General features: G+C 57.4%; 18 protein-coding genes and 1 pseudogene. 9 read left to right on the top strand and 10 right to left on the bottom strand.

What is annotated here, in order from left to right; all coding sequences use genetic code 11:
• Positions 1-261 precede the first annotated feature (261 nt).
• Together AC57B6_RS31910 and AC57B6_RS31905 are read right to left on the bottom strand one after the other, a co-directional pair.
• The gene (locus AC57B6_RS31910; RefSeq protein ID WP_028195063.1) at positions 262-705 is read right to left on the bottom strand and encodes a DUF4399 domain-containing protein; all 444 of its coding nucleotides are present in this window, start codon (positions 703-705) and stop codon (positions 262-264) included.
• A gap of 46 nt (positions 706-751) precedes the next feature.
• Positions 752-1,255 (bottom strand): DUF4399 domain-containing protein, encoded by a 504-nt coding sequence (locus tag AC57B6_RS31905; protein WP_281665023.1) that lies wholly within the window; start codon positions 1,253-1,255, stop codon positions 752-754.
• Between the two features lie 297 nt (positions 1,256-1,552).
• Here AC57B6_RS31905 and AC57B6_RS31900 point away from each other — a divergent pair.
• Together AC57B6_RS31900 and AC57B6_RS31895 are read left to right on the top strand one after the other, a co-directional pair.
• Positions 1,553-2,470: pseudogene (locus tag AC57B6_RS31900) on the top strand (caspase family protein); the annotation flags it as partial.
• 513 nt (positions 2,471-2,983) lie between these two features.
• Positions 2,984-3,664, top strand: coding sequence for a formylglycine-generating enzyme family protein (locus AC57B6_RS31895; protein WP_414692006.1), 681 nt, complete (start codon positions 2,984-2,986; stop codon positions 3,662-3,664).
• Positions 3,665-3,701: 37 nt separating this feature from the next.
• Here AC57B6_RS31895 and AC57B6_RS31890 read toward each other — a convergent pair whose 3' ends face one another.
• On the bottom strand, positions 3,702-5,882 hold the full coding sequence (locus AC57B6_RS31890; RefSeq protein ID WP_496422818.1) for a serine/threonine protein kinase: 2,181 nt from the start codon (positions 5,880-5,882) through the stop codon (positions 3,702-3,704).
• 415 nt (positions 5,883-6,297) lie between these two features.
• Here AC57B6_RS31890 and AC57B6_RS31885 point away from each other — a divergent pair, with 415 nt between their 5' ends.
• The 4 genes from AC57B6_RS31885 to AC57B6_RS31870 all read left to right on the top strand — a co-directional run bounded on the left by AC57B6_RS31885 (position 6,298) and on the right by AC57B6_RS31870 (position 8,018).
• Positions 6,298-6,585 carry a hypothetical protein gene (locus tag AC57B6_RS31885; RefSeq protein WP_444513891.1) on the top strand — a complete coding sequence of 96 codons (288 nt, stop codon included), beginning with the start codon at positions 6,298-6,300 and terminating at the stop codon, positions 6,583-6,585.
• Positions 6,586-6,673: 88 nt separating this feature from the next.
• Positions 6,674-6,958, top strand: coding sequence for a hypothetical protein (locus AC57B6_RS31880; protein WP_028195068.1), 285 nt, complete (start codon positions 6,674-6,676; stop codon positions 6,956-6,958).
• A gap of 187 nt (positions 6,959-7,145) precedes the next feature.
• Complete coding sequence (locus tag AC57B6_RS31875) at positions 7,146-7,373, top strand: hypothetical protein (protein WP_496422817.1); 228 nt, start codon at positions 7,146-7,148, stop codon at positions 7,371-7,373.
• Between the two features lie 402 nt (positions 7,374-7,775).
• Entirely contained in the window at positions 7,776-8,018 is a 243-nt protein-coding gene (locus AC57B6_RS31870) for a DUF3303 domain-containing protein (protein ID WP_496422816.1), read from the top strand.
• On the opposite strand, the gene AC57B6_RS31865 is transcribed toward AC57B6_RS31870, so the two are convergent.
• Positions 7,993-8,810 (bottom strand): IS5-like element ISRme6 family transposase gene (locus tag AC57B6_RS31865; protein ID WP_095422244.1). Its coding sequence is split into 2 segments (ribosomal slippage): positions 7,993-8,462 and positions 8,462-8,810, totalling 819 coding nucleotides; the frame shifts between segments, so codons are not numbered across the junction. The genes AC57B6_RS31870 and AC57B6_RS31865 overlap by 26 nt on opposite strands.
• Positions 8,811-8,995: 185 nt before the next feature.
• Here AC57B6_RS31865 and AC57B6_RS31860 point away from each other — a divergent pair.
• The 3 genes from AC57B6_RS31860 (at position 8,996) to AC57B6_RS31850 (ending at position 13,519) form a co-directional block, all read left to right on the top strand.
• Complete coding sequence (locus AC57B6_RS31860) at positions 8,996-10,636, top strand: MFS transporter (protein WP_496422879.1); 1,641 nt, start codon at positions 8,996-8,998, stop codon at positions 10,634-10,636.
• A gap of 1,450 nt (positions 10,637-12,086) precedes the next feature.
• Positions 12,087-12,341 carry a hypothetical protein gene (locus AC57B6_RS31855; protein ID WP_025647789.1) on the top strand — a complete coding sequence of 85 codons (255 nt, stop codon included), beginning with the start codon at positions 12,087-12,089 and terminating at the stop codon, positions 12,339-12,341.
• A 14-nt stretch (positions 12,342-12,355) separates the two neighbouring features.
• A complete protein-coding gene (locus AC57B6_RS31850; protein ID WP_025647787.1) occupies positions 12,356-13,519 on the top strand; it encodes a glycosyltransferase family 4 protein in 1,164 nt (387 codons plus the stop codon).
• Between the two features lie 583 nt (positions 13,520-14,102).
• Here the strand turns inward: AC57B6_RS31850 and AC57B6_RS31845 are convergent.
• The 6 genes from AC57B6_RS31845 to AC57B6_RS31820 form a co-directional block, all read right to left on the bottom strand.
• Positions 14,103-14,780, bottom strand: coding sequence for a hypothetical protein (locus tag AC57B6_RS31845; protein WP_030099783.1), 678 nt, complete (start codon positions 14,778-14,780; stop codon positions 14,103-14,105).
• A 67-nt stretch (positions 14,781-14,847) separates the two neighbouring features.
• The gene (locus AC57B6_RS31840; protein ID WP_025647784.1) at positions 14,848-16,026 is read right to left on the bottom strand and encodes a DUF1972 domain-containing protein; all 1,179 of its coding nucleotides are present in this window, start codon (positions 16,024-16,026) and stop codon (positions 14,848-14,850) included.
• Between the two features lie 96 nt (positions 16,027-16,122).
• Positions 16,123-16,920: a glycosyltransferase family 25 protein gene (locus tag AC57B6_RS31835; RefSeq protein WP_025647783.1), complete on the bottom strand. Its 798-nt coding sequence runs from the start codon at positions 16,918-16,920 to the stop codon at positions 16,123-16,125.
• A 42-nt stretch (positions 16,921-16,962) separates the two neighbouring features.
• A complete protein-coding gene (locus AC57B6_RS31830; RefSeq protein ID WP_496422815.1) occupies positions 16,963-18,018 on the bottom strand; it encodes a glycoside hydrolase family 5 protein in 1,056 nt (351 codons plus the stop codon).
• Positions 18,015-18,953, bottom strand: coding sequence for a glycosyltransferase family 2 protein (locus AC57B6_RS31825; RefSeq protein ID WP_496422814.1), 939 nt, complete (start codon positions 18,951-18,953; stop codon positions 18,015-18,017). Before AC57B6_RS31825 ends, AC57B6_RS31830 begins: the two co-directional genes overlap by 4 nt.
• 5 nt (positions 18,954-18,958) lie before the next feature.
• A complete protein-coding gene (locus AC57B6_RS31820; protein WP_496422813.1) occupies positions 18,959-19,768 on the bottom strand; it encodes an oligosaccharide flippase family protein in 810 nt (269 codons plus the stop codon).
• Between the last annotated feature and the right edge of the window lie 109 nt (positions 19,769-19,877).

Here is a 19,877-nt window from a genome sequence, read left to right as displayed (position 1 = left end):
TGCGGTTGGGTTCGAGCATCTTGTCTGCTCGAGTGTCACTAACGCATGGGCTGTGCCAGTTTTGATTTCTGATCCTAAGAAAGATCGCGAACGGCCGTGGATAAAGGCGTTTGCAGATGCTGTACTTCCAGAGCCGATACGACTGCAAGGAAACGACGGAGTGAAACTGGTGGATCGCAGCCAACAAGCCGCGCGATTGTGTTGGCTGCGACGTGACATTGAAACGAGCAAGCCGTGTCAGGTCGATATCCGCATAGGCGGCTAGCGCGCAATGACGGTGATCTTCTTCGAATACACGGGCGGATTGTGGGGCACGTGCATGTCGTCGCCCATCAACAGTTGCAACGTATGCTTGCCCGGCGGAAGCTGAATCATCGTTTCCGTTTCGCCCGCGCCGAAATGCAGATGATTGCGGTCATTCGGGATTTCCTGATCCATCGGCGGCAGGTCGGTGTCGATCAGCAGATGGTGGTGTCCCGTGTTTGGATACTTGACGCCTTTCGGCGCCACGCCCATATAGCGCAGACCGAACCAGACCCGGAACGGCTTATTGGCGGGTACGACCTGTCCATCGTTCGGATAGCCGATATAGGCGTGCGCGCCGGCCGGCGACGGAGTCGTGCCGGCCACGGCGAGACGCGGCGATGCCAGTGATGTCAATGCCGCAAATGCGAGCAGCGCCGCAAGCGCGATGATCCTGTCCATGTTGATCTCTCCGTCCTGACGAGCCCGCCTGAAATGAACGGGACAGCTAGTCTTTTAGTACGGTGATGGTGATCTTCTTCGAATACACGGGGGGCACGTGCGGAACGTGATTATGGTCACCAAGAATGAGTTGCAGCGTGTGCTTGCCAGGCGGCAGTTCGATGCGCGCATCCGTCTCACCCGCACCGAAGTGCAGGTGATTTCGATCAGACGGAATTTCCTGGTCGAGCGCCGGCAGGTCGGTATCGATCAGCAGATGGTGGTGCCCCGTATTCGGAACAGCCACGCCCTTTGGGCACACGCCCATGTTGCGCAGTCCCATGCGGACCCACAGTTTGCCGCCGTGAATTACGGCACCATCTGATGGCCAGATGATGTATTCCTCGGCGCCCGGGGGCGAAGGGGTTTGTTCGGCACGTGCTGAGTCGGACAGCGACGCCGTACCGAGCAGGAGAAAAACGGTGGCGAACCAGGCGGTGCAGAGAGCTGCAAGCGTTGTCTTCGTTCTGCGACGTATATCGAGTACGCCGGATGTGAGGGTTCTTCGCATTGCGCACTCTCCCGAAGAATGGTCCTGGCTGCTCCACTGCGGCCGGTTGCGGCCAGACGCTCCGAGCGGACGTCGCGGACACTGGCGTACTTCCACGCGGATTCAGGTACCGGGTTCACGTCATTCGTCGATGAGCGGCAGCACTAATAAAACGGACGTACTGCGCTACTTTGTGAATTAGCTTAGGACGTAACTTGCCAAAAAGATACGCCACGCTCGTTAACCGAATAACGCATTGAAGGCGTGCGGACCATTGTGACGCGCAAACCGCGTGCTATCGTTATTCATAGGTTGCCGATGGATTGCCGATCGCAGTGCCGATGCTGCGCCCAATCCACTCCAAAGGCTGCTGCGAGCTTCGCGGTCGTCGAATACCTATGTTCTGTCCGGAACAAACAGGATATGAATATGTGGCGAACATTCCTGCTAGTCTGCATGGCCGGGGCAATTCAGGCGCACTGCGGCAGTGTTGGTGCCGCGGCGCAGCGTGGCGACGCAATGCATGGCGCTACCGCCCCCTATCCGACCGCCTTGAGCACGCCGCTCACATTTCCGAAGAACAATGCGCAGTCTGCTCGCGTGGCCCTCGTGATCGGCAACGGCGCATACGGCCACAACGCGGGCCCGATCAGCGGTAACGCTGAACGCGATGCTAGCGCCATGCGCGACAGACTGCATGCGCTCGGCTTCGAAGTCATCTTTCGTACTGACACGACGTCGCAGCAGATGCAGCAGGCCATCGGCGAATTCCGCCAACGTCTGCGCGAAGGTGGCACAGGACTCTTCTATTTCGCGGGACATGGCGTGCAAATCGGAACGCAGACGTTGCTCTTACCTGCGGGCTTGGATGAACGCTCGCCGGCACGGCTCGTCAGAGAGGGTATCGATCTGGACAATGTCTTGCAGGCTATGGGTGCACCGCGTGCAAAAGCGCTCAACCTCATCATTCTCGACACCTGTCTGGACAATCCTTTCGCCGTGGATGCATCACCCGATACGACTTCCTTGCCTGCCAATACCCTGATCGCATACGCGACGGCGCCCGGCGGCTTTGCAGCGGATGGCGCACATCACGGCATTTACACAAACGCCTTGCTGCATGCGCTCGGCGGCCCTTCTTCGACGCTGTCTCTCGTGCGATTGCTGCAACGCGTAGCGGCCAGAGTGGTCAAGCTGACTGCCGGCGAACAAACTCCGTGGTTTGCCTCTTCGCTTGCCGAAGACTTTAATCTGAACGAGCCGCTATCTCGCGGCGCGAGCGCGAGGCGCGCGTCTGCCGTGGTCGAGGACGCCGTAGTCGCGCTGCACAGCAGAGGCATCCTGCCCAAGGACAGCAGCGAACAATACGAGATCACGTTCTGGAATTCCATCAAGGACAGCAACTATCCCGGCGATTACGAAGCCTATTTGAAGGCCTATCCAAATGGACGCTTCGCCACGCTTGCCCATGCACGCATTGACCGGTTGCGCGCCGCGGCTGCAGCGAGTGCGCCGCTTGCTGCGCCGACGCCCACATCGTCAGTTGCGCCGCCCGTTGCGCAGCCACCGCAAGCCGCGAGGCAGAGTCCGCCTGCGAACGCTGCCACGCAAGATCACTCGCACGTTGCCGCGCCAATATCGGCGCCGGGCCCCCAAGCCCTAGCGCCTGCCGCGCCGGTCGTCGCGCAAAAATCCGCGACGCACCCACCGGCCGCGGGCGAGAGCCACGATTGCGCTGCCTGCCCGATCATGGTCGCGTTGCCCGCAGGCGTTTTCTCGATGGGCAGCAATACGGACGACCCCTCCGAAAAACCCGTCCACCGCGTGACCATCGGCGCGCCGTTCGCGATCGGCAAGTACGAGGTGACCGTCGAACAATGGAATGCATGCGTTGCGGCGAATGCCTGCCCGAAACTGACTCCGGAGAGCAATACGAACAGGACGGCGCCGGCACGCGACATCAGCTGGGACGACGCGCAACAGTACGTGAAGTGGCTGAGCAAAACGACCGGCAAACCGTACCGTTTGCCCACCGAAGCCGAATGGGAATATGCGGACCGCGGCAGCACCACCACGGCGTACTGGTGGGGCGAGCAGATGCGCAAGGGCAACGCCAATTGCATGGATTGCGGCCCCCCTTGGCACAAGGAAGGGCCCGAGACCGTCGGCTCGTTCGCGCCGAATCCGGTCGGTTTGTATGACATGAACGGCAGCGTCTGGGAATGGGTCGCCGATTGCTGGCACAACTCCTACCAGGGCGCACCCTCTGACGGCCGCGCGTGGGACAGTCCCAGTTGCGACATGCGAGTGATTCGCGGCGGCTCGTGGCGCGAAGGCGGCAATTACATGCTGAGCGCGACGCGCTTCAAGTACAGCGCGAGCGTGCGCCAGTCCCAGGATGGTGTCAGGGTGGTGAAGGACCTTAAATAAAGCGACCACCGATACGGCCGCGCTCGCGGCCCGTCTCTTAAGGGGTGCGCGGTTTCGTTGTAATCGGCGCGAAGTCAGCGACGATATGATTCTGACCGTACTTTTCGGTGATCTGCGCGAGTCGCGCATCCAGAGCTTGCAGATAGTCGGCGCGCGATTCACTTTCAGGCCGCGGCTTATCGAACAGTTGCACCGGCGTGATCAGAAGCACCACCATTTCCGCTCCGAACGGCCTGGAAATAATCCAGTCGCCCGCGCCGCCTATGGTAGCGGCGTAGTGCGGCGGCGCCTGATTGTCCCTGGCGCGCGGGCTCGGCACCATATGCACGACGCTGCCGTCGAGCTGATAGTAGTCAAGATTCACGTATGAGTCGTAAGCGGGCGTCGTCACGTCGACAACCAGTGAATCTCCCTCCTGCAACTGGCCGCCCGGCGGACGCACGCGCAGCGACGCAACGTGGCCTGCTTGCCAGTTGTGGATCCAGTAGGGAGAGAGTGCTTTGACCACATCGCACTTATCGTCAGCGAGCGGCTCGACCTGAAGCGTCAGCGCATCGACGCCCGGAAGCGCCGCTAACGTGTCCTTCAGACGCGCCGCACCGTAGCGTTGCGAAACGTAGCCGCGCACCATCAGCGAGTGGTCCTGTGCCGAGGCGGACAGTGCCGAGCACGGCACCTGCGCCAGCACCGGGGCGATGGCGGCCAGGGTCAGCACGGGCTTGGGCGCGGGCTGTGCAGAGGGTGCGCCAGGCGCCGCCGCGTTTGGCACGACAGCGGACGGTGGCTCAGGCGCGCTTGCCGCCGTTGCGGCAGCAACAGGCGTAGTCGCCGAAGCCTCCCGACCGGTAGCGGCTTGCGACGCACTCGCAGACGGTTGCGCCGCGCTCTGACGATTCGGCGCGGAGCGCAAAGCAAACACACTAACAACTGCGGCGCACACGACCGCCAAGCCCGCGAATCCCGTCTTGACCAACGTACCGGACTTTTCCGCGCGCGCTTCGTCATCGAACTCCGCGATGAAGCGGGTGACGCTCGGCATGCGCGTGTTGCGATCAAACGAGAGGGCGGCACGCAATGCACGCCACTGTTTCGAATCGAGATCGGGTGGCCGTTGCGGCTTGAAGTCCGCATTGCGAGCCTGGGTTGCCGACAAGCGGTCGAACGGATGGTGGCCGGTCAACAACTCGTATGTGATGCAGCCGAGCGCGTAAATATCGTCGCGCGGGTCCGGCTCGCGATGCTCGATCATTTCCGGGCTCGCATACGCGGGCGTCAATGCGCCGAGACTGCCCGGATCGAAGACCGTGGCATCGCTCTCCTCCTCGGACCGCTGGAACACGCGGGCGATGCCGAAGTCGATGACTTTCACTTCGGCATTCGTCGTGAGAAAGACGTTGGCAGGCTTGAAATCGCAGTGCACGAAGCCGTGTTCGTGCGCGTAGGCCAGCGCGTTGCACATGCCGCGCACGATCGGCAGCGCGGCCCGAACCGGCATGCCCTTGTAGCCCGGCGTGCGCAATAGCTGGCTCAGCGGCTTGCCGGTGAGGTATTCCATCGTCAGATAGACGATCGGTCCGTCGCGGTCGAAGTCGTACACCGCGATGATGTTGCGGTGCGCCAGCACCTGGGCTTTACGCGCTTCCCGTTGCAGCGCGACGAGGGAGTTCGGATTGCCGCGGAACTGCACGTTCAGCACCTTGATCGCGACATACGGCTTGCGATCCGACGCCTCGAGCTTGCGCAGATCGAGCGCCTTGTACACCGTGCCCATCCCACCCACACCGAGACATTCCTCGAGAACGAAGCGGTTGTTCAGCGTATCGCCTGTGCCCTTGATCTGGTCATATCCGGGCGTGCCGGTCGGGCCCGCTGAGCTCGCTGAGTTCGCTGAGTTCGCTGAGTTCGCTGAGTTCGCTGAGTTCGCTGAGTTCGTTGAGTTCGATGAGCGTGGCGACGGTATCTCGACGGTGGTCTGTATGCCGGTTTCCTCACCGCCGGCCGCCACGTTCGACACGCGCAACTGTTCGATGCGCCGCCGAACTTCGGCGTAGAGGTCCTCGGGCAGAGGGGATCTGCGATGCGCTACGCCGAGCATTTCCAGCAGCTGCGTGGGACCCAGTCCTTCGGTCGTCAACGTGCTGTCGAGTTGAGCGACGAACTCATCACGTGACAGCTCGCCGCTCTGATAGTCGCGAATTACGTGCGCAAGGCTAGCCATGTGTGCGAAGCGCCCCCGCTGCCGTTGGGCCGGATCGCATGCGACCGGGGCCTGTCGGGCCAATAGAAAACCTGTCGTAACCAGTTACATGTGCCGCTTCGATACTAGTCCCCGACCCATGCTTTCGCAAACCAGGATTGCCCCGCTGCCCGCGCCGCCCGCCAGTGTCTTGCGGCATCCAACAGAATCTCGCGCGTTGTTGGGAGCGCGCCATCAGCTTCCCGTTGTGGGTTAGTCGCCATCCTGCAACCTTGACGCAGCGGCGTGACGCGAAACCCTTGACCATCAATGCTTCGCAGGCTTTGTTAGGACGCGCGAATAAAACTGGCACAGCCCATGCATTAGTGACGCTCGAGCAGACGAGATGCTCGAACCCAACCGCAAGATGCTGACCTTCACTTCCAGGAGATTTACCATGAACACGCTGATGATCAAAGACCTGTCCATCACCGAACAACTCGACAGCAAGGCTATGCGTGCCGTGCGCGGCGGCCTCGGCTTCGGCTGCTACCCCTGCGGCACGTCGTACACGAACATTAGCCCTGTGTTCGCGCCGAACAACAGCAAGCAGGTCAGCGCGACGCAGATGATCAGCAACGAAATGAACATCCAGAACGCCAACGGCAACAACGTCGCGTTCGCCACGGGACTCACTTCGACGATCAATCCCTGCGTCACGTCGAGCAACAACATCAATGTTTAAAGCCTGACCCGGCGAAGCGGACTGGCCCTCGGCCAGTTCCGCTTCGCTCCGATCACGCCTAACTTCCGCGCACTTTTGGAGAATCACCATGTCATCCCTCATGATTCGCGATCTATCCCGCACCCGCGAGCTCGACCGCCACGCAATGTCGGCGGTGGCCGGCGGCACCGGCGCCAGCGTGCCGGGTGTGCCGTCGATGAGCGGCCTTGGCGGCATCGCCAATGTCAGCGTCAAGATCGACCAGAACCTCACCCAGGTACAAACGGTCAACGTTGCGGCGTTCAACGACATCGGCATGGTCGGCGCCAATGTCGTACCGTTTCATCTGAACGTCAGCCCGTCGTTGTCGGGCGCCAACTATGCCTTTGCTTAACGGCACGCAGTAGCGAAGCGCGGGGACTTCTCTGCTGCGGTCCATGCATATCCAACAGGCGGGCTGCAAGCAGATTTCCTATACTGATAGTGCGACGAGACCTCCGCACACCCAAAGACAAACACACCCCGGGCGGCGGCTGGAAGATCGCACCAGCCGTCAGCTCAATCGTTTCACCGGAGCCACCATGGCAAAGCTCGTTATCAAAGACCTCACCGAAAGCGTCGAACTCGACCGCAAGGCGATGGCGGCCATTGTCGGCGGCGCACGGGTTGGTACGCGTGCGAGTATCACCATGCTGGCGGCGCCACTTTCCGCGCGCGTTGTGGACTACCCACCCGGCTTTCCGGCTGCACGTCAGACAATTGCCGATGCTTCCAGCACCGCTGTGCCCCTCCAATCGCCGCGCAAGTAGGACCCGCCTCTGATGTTCGCCGCAACGGCACGTTGCATGGCGCGCTTCCAACCAGTTCGATTCCGGCATCGTCGATAGCCGTATTAGAAGTTCCTTCCTGTAGGACGCACGAGGCGCCCGCAATTGGAAATAAACGTAGCTGTCTGTTGGTCCGGCGACTGGTGTCTTGTTCGATTAGCCTGGTGAATGTCCGTACGCTGCGACCTCGGGGCTCGTGTGCTCACCTATGATGTTTAGGATGCCACGTGGTTTTATGTCACTTTCCGTTTTCAGAGAATTTTTGGGCAGCATCGTGGCGCAAAGGCGTTCACAGCGCCGGCGCATGCCAAAACGTCGCGCAACGCGGGTGGCAATAAAGGCGCGTCACGCGTCGGCATCGCCAAGTCATACTGGAGACATCAAATGAAATTCATCGTGCAATGGAATGGTCTGCCGACTGCGGAAAACGCCGTCATCGAGCGCTTCATGAAAACCGGCGGCGTGGCGCCTGAAGGCGTCAAACTACTGGGACGCTGGCATGCGATCGGTGGCCTGCATGGCTTTGCGGTCGTAGAGGCAGACGACACGCGTGGACTGTCCGCGCTGGCGCTCGAATGGAGTGATTTGCTAAGAGGCCAGTTCAAAAAGGCTGCTCCGTACGCCTGAAGATGTTCCAGCAGACGAGGGCGCAGCCGAATTTCAAGAATGCTTCGTGAATGTCAGCTCGACGATCGAAGCGTATGCGAAGACGACGGAAGTTGTGGAGCCACGAGTGAGTCCGTTCAACGACCCAACGGAATTTGCCCAGACCACTGCCATGTTCAGTGCGGCGCCTGGCGATCACCGGTTTGATGCCGCGTTCGCGCAATCGTTGACGATGCGGATCGGAATCGTAACCACGATCGGCATAGATGACTTTGGGTCTCTGAAGTGGTCGGCCGCGCGTGCCGCGGATCGGGGGAATCGCGTCGACGAGCGGCAGCAACTGGGTGACGTCGTTGCGGTTCGCGCCGGTCAGGATGGCGCTGATGGGAACGCCATTGGCGTCTACGAGGATGTGGTGCTTGGAACCGGGTCGCGAGCGATCCGTGGGGTTCGGGCCAGTTTTTCGCCCGCCCCAACGGCTCGTACCGACGAGGAATCGACGGCAGCGTATGAAAGATCGATCTGCCCGGCCTCGCGCAACTTGTCGAGCAGCAGTTCGTGTAGTCGATCCCATACTCCTGCTTTGCGCCAGTCGTTCAGTCGTCGCCAGCAGGTCGCGCCGGAGCCAAAGCCCAATACGGTCGGCAGGTAGTTCCATCGCAGACCGGTTTTCAACACGAACAGAATGCCATTCAACGCCGCCCGATCCGATACGCGCGGGCGACCAGGATGCTCTTTGCGCCGGGGCTTGGGCGGCGGCAGTAACGGTTCGATCAGTGTCCACAATTCGTCATCAATGATCGGCGCTTCCATCCCTTGGGTTCCATTGTTCAGGCATCCAAGGTTAACAGCTTGCCGAGAAAGTAAACAGCCCCCTCAGGGGTTTTTGAACTGGCCTCTAACAATGAGCATCTGCCCTGCCATGACGGACGAGGACCTCGGCGCGGCATTGAGCGCGCACCAGGCCGCGCGCAAATAACTACACAAGTAACATGGACATGACGCCCAGCCTCGAGACGCCTCCACCCAATGGGCAACTTTTGCCGTTTCGCGAGTCGCTGCTGGCGATGCTGGGTATTGCCTTTGTGTCGATGCTCGTGGCGCTCGATCAAACCATCGTCGGCACCGCGCTGCCGCGCATCGTCGCCGATCTCAAAGGTTTCGATTTATACGCATGGGTCGCGACGGCTTATATGCTGGCCTCCGTCATCACCATTCCCATCTTCGGACGACTGGGTGATCTGTTCGGCCGCAAGCCGTTCCTGATTGCCGCGATTCTCTTGTTCACCGGTGCATCGGTATTGTGCGGCTTTGCCACTAGCATGCTGTTACTGGTGATGGCTCGCGGTTTGCAGGGAATAGGCGGCGGTATTCTGATCGGCACGGTGTTCGCCACCGTTGCCGATCTGTTTCCCAATCCGAAGCTGAGGCTGCGCTGGCTCGTTTTCGTGACGTCCGCGTTCGGGCTTGCCAATATGGTTGGGCCGACGCTCGGGGGCATGCTCACGCAATACGGCGGATGGCGACTGGTGTTCTTCGTCAACGTGCCGGTAGGCGTCGTGTCCTTGCTGTTCGTGCAGCGCTTTCTGCCGCCGCTGCGTCACTTGCGAAGCAAGGGCCCCGTGCGGCTCGATTGGCTCGGTGCGTTTGTGATCGCCGTCACCTTCGGCGCGCTGCAATTGCTGATCGAACTGTTTCCGAAGCACGGCATTGACACGATCACGATTATGCTGGCCGCTGTCGCAGCGAGTTTTGCTCTGACGCTATGGCTGTGGGAGCGCAGGATCGCGTATCCGATCATTCCCGTGGATATGCTGTTGGACCGCAAACTCTTCGCGCTCTTTGCGATGTCCGTGCTTGGCGGTTTCGCGCTATTTTCGCTGGTGTTCTATGTTCCCCTGCTGTTTCAGGGCGGCTATGCGATGTCTGCGCACGACTCGGGCATGCTGATCACGCCGCTGTTGCTCGGCACGACGATCGGCAGCGTGGTGAACAATCGTATTGTCACCCGGATTCGCCGCGCGAACGGCATCATGTACGTCGGCTTCGCGCTATCCGCGCTGGCATGTCTGAGCGTGGTCGTGCTCCGGGGTACGGAGCCGCATCTGGTGTGGATGTCGTGTATGGGCATCAGCGGACTCGGGCTCGGTCTGGTGGCAACGAGTCTGACCGTCTGTTCTCAGCAGATTGTCGCGCGCGACCAGCTCGGCGCGGCGACTGCGTTGCTGCAATCGCTGCGCACTTTCGGTGGAATGCTGGGCACGGTGATGACAGGTGCGTTGCTTGGGCATCTCTACACGCAGGGCGTGCATCGTTCGCTCACGTCATATCAGGCGACACAGTGGTTCAAATCGTTTGCGAGCCCCGAGTTGCTGGTGGACCGCGCGGAGCAGGCGGCGTTGATCGACCGCCTGGTCAGCGCCGGGCACGCGGGCGACGCGATGATGAATTCGGCGCGGGACACGCTGGTGCAGTCAATTCACATCGGCATTCTGGTGGCTGGTGCGGCTGCGTTGACCGGATTGTGCCTTGCGTGGTTTGTGCCGCCGGTGCGGATCGGGTATTTGGAGGCGGAGGTTGGCGCAGGCGGGGGAGCGGCGCATGGTGAGGTGGTTCCGCCGCGGGGGCATGTGCTTTGAGGGGCGGCAAGCTTCGGTCCGGGTTCGGGGCTGGCTAGCGTGCGTCGGGTTTTTTCTCCTTGCTTGCCGGCAGGTACTTTTGTATGGATTTCGCCAACGCGGCGAGTTTGGCGAACTGGGCCGCATGCCTCCCGCTCAACTCGGCTGCGGTTTGCGCAATGCGTTTTACGCTCGCGTGGGCGTCACCGTTATACATTTGCGGGAGAGATAGGGTTTCAGCGGATTTTCTCACGGTGCGATTCCAGGTTGTTTCCTTGGATCGCCCGATGGATTAACCGCGCGAATTATAACCAATCTTTACATTGCGACTGGATGCTGGAACTCCGCCAGATGCTCCGCGGCATGCGCAAACGTTAAAGTGGAGCGAGCAGGTTCACGCAGATCGGGGGCGAGTTCGAGCTAAGGCGGAACATTGGCGATGCTGCGGTTGCGAGAATAGCGTGCGCACACCGAACAAGCCGACAGTTCGTAGCTACCCTGCTCCAACCTTCATCCGCCTTTTTACCTGCGTCTTCAGGTTTGGAACCACTCACTTGCGACGTTTGACTTGCGTTGCACCGAAGCAATTTCGTGTGTAGAGACGTCTTTATTGGCGACCTGCCAGGTGATGCATCGAAAGGCCTCCGTGATCGAAATAGCCCCCAAATCAAGGGAAATTCGGCGTTCCGCCCACCCGAAATTCGATCGGAAACCTTGACCTGGCCGTTCTGTTTTCTTACTATGAGCGTCGACGTTTGCGCAGCGTCTATGAACTCGCTTTCACCCAAAGCGCACACAAAAAAACAAAACTAACACCGAGGCTTTTCGGGGCTTTTGCATGACAATGGATGAGGACATCGCGCACGTCGCGCGTGTAATGGCGCCGTCGTTGCGCGCCTTTCGTGGTGAACCTGTGCTCCCGCCGGCGTATTGGCGAAAGCGGCTACAACGCATACAGGACGAGTTTCCCCTGACTCGATTGCAGACGTTTCAGATCAAGGATTTGCTTGGGCAGTTGGATCGGTTCGAGGCGGAAGCGCAAAGCCGCTCATGCTGAGTCGTTCCGTCATCGTCACAAGTCAACTACTGTTCGAACCCTGGGGACGCTAGTGACAAGATCCGGCGCTCGCTGATGCAATTCCCGATCGCAGATCGCCTTCGCCAAAACTTCCCCGACCTCGCAACAAAAGAAGCCACTCACGTCGCGAATGCTCTTCGCGGATTGCGTGTTACGTGCAATGGAACGTAACGAAGCTTAGGTGTTACGAGTTACGTGGTCGAAATATCACTAGAAATACGAGCGGTTGCTACCCACAGGCTCGAGTCGAGACCGTGGGTAGTGGGCCACTCATCTGGCATAAATCTCGCTTGTTTGCAGCGCGCCGTCACGCAAAAGCGTGAGTCTTCGGCGCGTCGAGACAAAACAGATGCTGCCAGATCATACCGGCAGCCACACACGCTACGGGACCGTATGAAAATCGGGTTGAACCTCATTCCAAAACTTTGTGTTTTGGGCGTTCTTTTTTATTTATATGTAAGCGTGAACACAGCCGCATGGGCCACAAAGCGTCACGAAGGGAAGCTGTTGTTCCTGGAGTGGCAACCAACACGTGCGCGCGGGTCGCAGGAGTTGAAACGGCTGAACGTGCTTAGGCGGTTGCGTTTCTTTGCTTTGCTGACTGCGATCATCGCAGTTGCTGTGCAAGCATTTCTCTTTTTCCGCTAACAAAAGAACGGCACATGAAAATCGGATATACGAAAGGTAACTACCCTGAACAGCGCTGCGTGCTGGGAAAAGTGCCGGACACCACATATCAAAAAATCGGCAATCCGATTTTCATCCGCTTCCTTGCAAAGATCGAGCGAAAGCTCAGCAGGAAGCAATTGTCCTTCTTCGATTTTTTCCACGTAGAGAAGAGAACGCCTGACGTTGATTGCTTCCATTTTTTCAACGACGTTTCGAACACCCGTAAGCCTTGGGTGTCGACGTTCGAGTCGATGATCCCGCGCGAGAATTTTTATCTCGATGCCAAGCAATCGCGCAATGCAGACGGTTCGCTTAGACACAGTCGGTTGGTCAGGTACAAACTTGGCCTGATCGCCCGAGACAATTGCAAAAAAATTATCGCACTCTCCCAATGCAATATGCGTATGCAACTTCGCATGCTGGAGTCCTATCCGGAGCTCAGGGAAGTCATCGTACGAAAGATGGCAGTTATTCCGCCGCCTCAGGCATTGATCAGTGGTTGCGCCGAGAAACCGGATGATGGCATTGTCCGTTTCACCTTCGTCGGGCGGCAGTTTTTCCAGAAGGGAGGCTACGAAACCCTTGAAGCTTTTGCTCGTCTGGAATCGGAGGGAATCACAGGGTATGAGCTAACGCTGGTAGGCGATCTTTCCGAGACCTGGAACCATGCCCACCGCGGGGTTCAGGATAAAGAAGAAACCCTGCTGCGGGCCCAGGCGTTGATTTCCAGTAGTCAGCGCATCACGCACAAAACGAAACTGCCCAACGCCGAAGTCATCGAGCTATTGCGGCGCACCCATGTTGGCCTGTTACCGACATGGGCCGACACTTACGGCTACTCGGTCCTGGAGTTCCAAGCGGCGGGTTGCCCGGTCATTACAACCAATGTTCGTGCGCTACCTGAGATCAACAACGGTTCGGTGGGATGGGTTGTGGATCTTCCGCTTAACGAATCAAACGAGCTCGACGTGAATAACGAAACCGTCAAACGGCAGCTTCGTGATGCGATTATCGACGGCATCTACAAAGCAGCCCGCGATGCGATCGAGCACCCTGAAGCACTGCGCGAGCGGGGGCAACGATGCATTGAACGCGTAGCCTCCGAGCACAGCCCAGTTGCCTATGCCGATCAATTGAATCGGCTCTATGCCGCGTGATTCCCGGTGCCGGTGAAAACCACCGCCTTCAATTAGTCCGATAGCGCCGCATTTCAGCCTCGGATACGACAATCCACGCGTTCGCCGCATTAAGTGCGGCGATGACTTCTTCTGATCATATCAACGTGGCGGCCGCAGCCGCCGCATCACCTCTGCGTGATCGATACCATTTGACCTCCACGCCGTCTCGATAGCGCGCAGCGCCTGCGAAGGAACGATTGCCTGAAACCAAGGTCAGTGATGTTCAGCGAACATACGCATGATTCGCCAGTCTGTACACTCTGGAAACGTCGACAAAAGCCTGTCTGGTAAAACGGCAAGCATTTCAAATACATGGAGTTCGCATGCCCGTGCGCTGGATTATCAATATCATGCTGATGCCACTTTTGCTAATTGCAGTGGTATGCGCTGCTTTGGTTGCAATATCCATAGCCAGTTATGACGAACTTCTCGAACGCGCGCGCCGTTTCAGGCAGTCCTAGCGTTCTCGGCCGACAAAGAGAGACTTTCGAATACCGAAAGACAACTCTCCACCATGTCCGCCGCTATCAAGAGTCACGCGTAGACCTTGCCTGAATACTCCCTATCGGCCCAAATCAGAAAAACGCTGACTCCCCGTTATGCCACTACCCGGCGTGCTTCCACCAAGATCTGATTGTAGTAAGTCATTCGAAGCGTTCGTATTCTCCGCACGGCCAATACTGCCCGACACCTTGTTTTGCATACCCCTCATCGCAGCGCCACTTCCCATTCCGACGCCGGCCACGGCCGCCACACTCGTCCCTCTGGCCATGCTCAAACCACCGGTCGCGCCAATACCGATTCGGGCGCCAGCGCCCATGCCTCCGCTCATGGCGGCCATTAGACCGGAAGAGCCCGGTCTTTGACCCATCCCTCGCTTCTGCCCGATGCCGCCTGCCAACATACCCGACACCTGCTGGGTCTTGACGCTCGAAACCGCGGACGGGTCTAGCGTATTCTCCGCGAGAGCGCCTGGCTCACTATAGGATGGCGTTTGATAGTCGGACTCCTCCTTTTCGGCCGCAATCCGGTTTTTTCGTCCCGCGTATCTAATGCGATAGTGCCCTTTCAAGGCATCGGCCTCTGCTTTACGCGCCGAAAAACTCGACACCGTAAAGTTACCTTCTCCGTAGCCGGCTTGATCTAAAGGCGCCGCGGAAAGTGCATCGCCTTCAACCTGAGCACACGCGCAGTTAGCCAAAAATAGGTAAGTTATCAAAGAAGCGATTTTTATTTTCATACACCGACCCCGGCAATCGAATAACTTCAAGATACTTCACAGTCTGGGCGCAGACGCCCCCGGTCAATCACATCTCATCGCCCTCGGGCAGCGCGCCTTCTGCTCTGCCTGGCTGCACGGCGTATTTCGGATACCGCCGCGTGTATTTTTCCAGCAACCGCTCATATTCCGTGAGAATCTTGTTCCACTGAAATTCTTCTTCGAAGCGCCTTACGCTCGCCGAACTTAAGCGATCGACAAGCTCGTCGTCGTCCAACAGTTCGGAGATACAGGCATTGCATTCTTCGACCGTCGAGAAAAATTTCGCGCTGTCTCCAGCCACCCAGCGGTTGAACCGATTGTTATGCGCGATCACCGCGCACCCGGCGCCCAACGCTTCCACAAGAGAGGGGTTCGTGCCGCCCACCTGATGTCCGTGAAGATAGAAGCGCGCATTTGCGCGAAGCGCGCTTACGGCGGCATGATCGTAGATTGCGCCGGGGAAAATGACTTCCTCGCTTGCGGCGTCCAGAACCCTCTGGTGATACGCGTTCTGCTGTCCGTCATAACTTCCCAACACCATCAATTTGGCCTGCCGCCGGCGCTGCGAGAATGCGGTGACGATCTCCAGGATCGAGTTCTCCGCTTCCGGTCTCGCTATGAGGATGCCGTACGGCAAGCCTGTAAGATCGTATTTACTTAACACGGAATGCTGGCGATCGCGCGTTGCCCGGTCAGCGCCGTAGACAATCGTTGTGATTTTTTTTCTGGAAACCCGTGTTGCCAGGTGATCGGCAATCGACGGATGGTCGGCTATCAAATGGTTACCAACGAGGCAACCAATCCGCTCATTCAGCCACAACCAAACTTTCGCGGGTGCGCTCCACTTTATTCGCTGCCACTCAAGTCCATCCATGTTGAAAATGTTGTTTATCCCGGACAGACGAAGCCAGCTTGAGAAAACCGCCGTGTTGTAACCGAGCGTCAACACCACATCGGGCCTCGCCTCGATTACATGACGCACGGCCTTGAAATCGAACGCCATCGTGCCCCACGCGCCAGGCGCATTCGTGGAAATCGTAACTCGCCGCACGCCTTTCCATTCGTCCACCTCGCAAAGGTTCTCGGCAGTGTCCGCCTGGCAGTAAACGGTCACTCGCCACCCCTGCTTCACCAGATAAAGTGCCAAACGCTCCGCAAAAGTCTCAAAGCCACCATGTCGCGCGGGAATCCCGCGCGTCCCCAGAATAGCAAGGTCTTTTTTCATTATTTGATTAAGCAATTTAATTTTTTAAAAATCTTAATGGAATCGATTTCCCCGAGCCCACTCCAAAAGGCCTTGCAAATCAATTCTGCCCAATACCTAGATGTCTCGAAAAATTCTCCTGTATCCATTCAAAAACCCGCACATGGACAAAAATATCGAACGAAACAGCGAGAATCGGTCCATCAAATAGTTGAAGTAGTCTTCGACGGGCTTATTACGGCCCTCAAAGGCCTGGCTCATCAGAAAAGTCCTTTCAGCTTCAATGCTGCTCCCGGCATGCTGCGCAGGATGCGAGAGCACGTCGCAAAAAAGCACCTCGCCTTTTGAGCGTTTCAGGAGCGAGGCCCAGTCGTCAGCCTTGTGCAACACCGCAGATTGCCTGGCAAGCAAGTCAGCCGCCATGCCTCTAGACAATACGTAACAGGCGGTGCGCCACATTTGCCGATAGGAATGCCCGTTGACCGTGAAAACGCCAGGCTCGCTCGAACTTCGCTGCTTGCCGAAAAGCCACCTGCGTGAGCGCAGCCCATCCTGCGCGCCGCAGCAAAGCAAAAAGTCTTTATCCAGTTGCCCCGCAACACGTGCAATTCGGCTGATGTCTTCGTCGCGCCCCTCGATATCGTCCTCGAGGATTAAAGCCATCTTCTCGTCGGTGTCTAGAAATTGCCGATACGCTTCGAGATGGCTCAGCGCACAACCTACTTCCGCCGGGCTCAGCAACTCACCTTTCGAACGATAAAGCGGAGCGGCAAGCTGAAAATACTCCCGCGCACTCATCGAACGTCCGTCGACGGCGCTCACAATTTCAAATGCTTCCCACGCCTGAGGAAATCTGCCTTTTAGCAGCTTCCTCCGGGCCTCATCCTGCGGCAGTGAAATCAGAAATGTTTTCATCGTAGATACTATTCGCACTCAATTCGAACGGCACACGGGAATCTATTTGCCCTTTAGAGCACTAGTAATCGTGTTCATTCTGACGGTCATTCCATTCGAAGCCATGCGCAAAGTCGTTTGCTGGGGATTCCAGAGCGGATTCTCCTTAAATGCGTGGAAGGCCCAACCAAACGAAAGCTGATCCATGACATCAAGCAGGTCGGCGAGGTAACGATCCCCATCGTCACCCGATATGACGCTTGCACTAAACTCTCCGATGAAAATCGGAACATGATTGGCGTTCCCGTACTGCCTTGCGACAACGAGGGTGGCCCGGATCTTATTCGCGTCCCATTGCTCTCCCGCAATCTTCCCTGGGTAGTGAACCGCAGCGGAGAACTGCGGCAGCACGCCTTCATGCGTCAATTCCATTGGCGTGTACATATGGGGACTTACAATGATCCGATCCGCACGTGGAAGCTTGAGACGGCTTAGTGCGGAAAAGAAACTGTCGTAGCCTCCTTGCGCGTTAAGCTGCCTCGCCGGCTCGATAACGATATGTGCCGTTTTATTGTTGGCTCGAATTATCGAGACTAACGATTCGACAAACTTGTTCCAATCAAAATAATTATTTTCGGCCGAGGGTATCGCCGTTACAGGTTCATTCAACAGGTCAAATCCCAACACTGCCTGGTTGTCGCTGCGATAGCGCTGCGCAATCTGAACCCAAAGCAACTTCAATCTGTTCTGAAACAAATCGGACGACCAGAAAACGTCATGCGGCGACGTCGTGTATCGATTCTTGAACCCCGGCAGCGCGTGGGGATCAATAACAACGGCCAGATGATTCTTCTTTGCGACCTCAATTATGTGGTCAAGTTTCTTGAAGGTGGCCTCGTTACTCTCGTACGAGCCAGTCAGGCTTAACAGCGGCGAATCACCGAATGAAACGCGAACCACACTACATCCGATGCTCGCGATATATTCGAGATCTGCGTCGGACACATTTGGCGTTACGTTAAAACCCCGTGCTGTTGCCCAATCGAATGCAACAGCCGGCATCGAGGAGAGCGCCAGCAAGCACAAAAAAACACCTGCAATCGATTTTTTTGAAATCATTTCGCCAGCACTCCTCTTACACCGTAGAAGGCCGTCTTACATGAATTGATGACCTTTCGCCCAACCACAACCCTGGCGAAGTCGGCGACGAACTGCCGGATTTTTACCGCGCGAAGAAAAAGTGCAGCAATCAGTATCCCTGCCGCCTTAATACGCTCAGAAAGCGGACCGTTAGCCAATTCCGGCGCGATTATGATTGCCATGAATCCAAAAATCGCACCCTTCGACAAATGATCGCTATACCGCCTAATCCACTCTTTTGACCCATCGTTGTCTACCAGCGAAGAAACACGACTCGTCTTCGAATCCTGATACCAGATCGTCTCAGCACTTTCAATAAACACAAATTCAGCGCCAATCAACTGCAGGCGGATCGCCAGGTCCCAATCCTGATGCTTTAGCAGTCTCGAATCGAATAGACAGCTTTCGAAAAGCTCTTTCGACATGAACAGCGAGCTTGTCTGAATGTGCCCCGAATTCTTGAACAGGTAGTCGCCGACCTGTTCTCTACGTCCAATTCCACGAGCAGGTTCCATAAACTCTTTGCCGTCCCGCCGCACCCGCAGCCTTGTATAACAAACGACAGCCTTTGGGTTCCCGTGCTCCAACACTGCTTCCATTTGCGTGGCCAACTTCCCTGTCAACCACTCGTCATCTGAATCGAGAAATGCTATGTATTCGCCGCGCGCCAAGGTACCGCCTTTATTCCGCGAGGCGCCTCCCTTGAGGTTCCCGTTATTCCTCAAGTATCGGACGCGGGGATCATTTATCGTCCTGACGACTTCTTCCGTACCATCAGTTGACCCGTCGTCTATGACGATTACTTCAATATTCGTCCAGGTCTGTTTAAGCGCGCTTTCTACTGCGCGAGCGATAGTAGCCTCCCGGTTGTAGGTAGGAATGACGACACTGATAAGCGCATTGTTGTTCATCATTCCGCCTAGGCACGTTTCTCGGCAAACGTAAAAACAGTCTTCTTTATCCACCCAAAGCCCATCAACCCATAAACTGCCGCCCCTAGCGCAGAGACCAATATCGCGAGCGGCAACGCGCTCATCCCGGCATCGATTAATTTAATCCGCAGCACGGTCATACAAACCATCATCACGGCGCAAATCGCCAGCGGCCGCGAAATTCTCGCCAGCAAGTACGAAATGCCTGAGCCCAGATGTTTCATGGTCGCGGTCATAGCCACGAAGAAGTTGATCAGGTTTGCAAGGGCGTACATTGCAGCGACATGATTGACATCCCAGAAGGCGCCAATAATGAATCCCCCAACCTGCAAAACCGTTGCAATCAATCCGAGTTTCATCAATGATTTCGTGTTCCCGGTCGCCATAAAAACAGTGCCGGTGGTACTAACCACCGACTGTATAAATCCAACCGGCGCAAGCCAGGCTAAAACCGGAACTACCGCACTCCATTTCGCGCCGAATACGATGTGCACGAACTCGGACCTCAAGACCCAGATTCCGCACATCAGCGGGCCCGTGATCGTTACGACCATCATGACGGTCTTCAGATACAGATTTCTCAGGACAAGCGGTTCGCTCTGATGCCGGCTTAGTAACGGGAAGAGCGCCCGGGTGGCTACGAACGTCATGTTTTGCAACGGAAACAACATGACACGATAGGCCTGGGAATAAACACCCAATTGCACCGCGCCAAGCAATTTGCCGACGACGATGCTGTCGGCGTTTCTCGCGAAATAATTGATCAGATTGAACGCCGTTAAATTGCCTCTTTTCAATTCTCAGTGGGTGGGTTGGCGGGTCAAGTACGGGCGCCAGCCCGGCGAAGCGAATACTTGACGTGCCTTGAAGAAGTAAGCTGAGAGAGGGCTGGTTGCGGCAGAATGC

Source organism: Paraburkholderia sp. BGA-UO-ETr-F12 (assembly GCF_059567945.1).
Note: the sequence above shows the minus strand (reverse complement) of the source record. Positions and strands in the feature narration are given on the sequence as shown.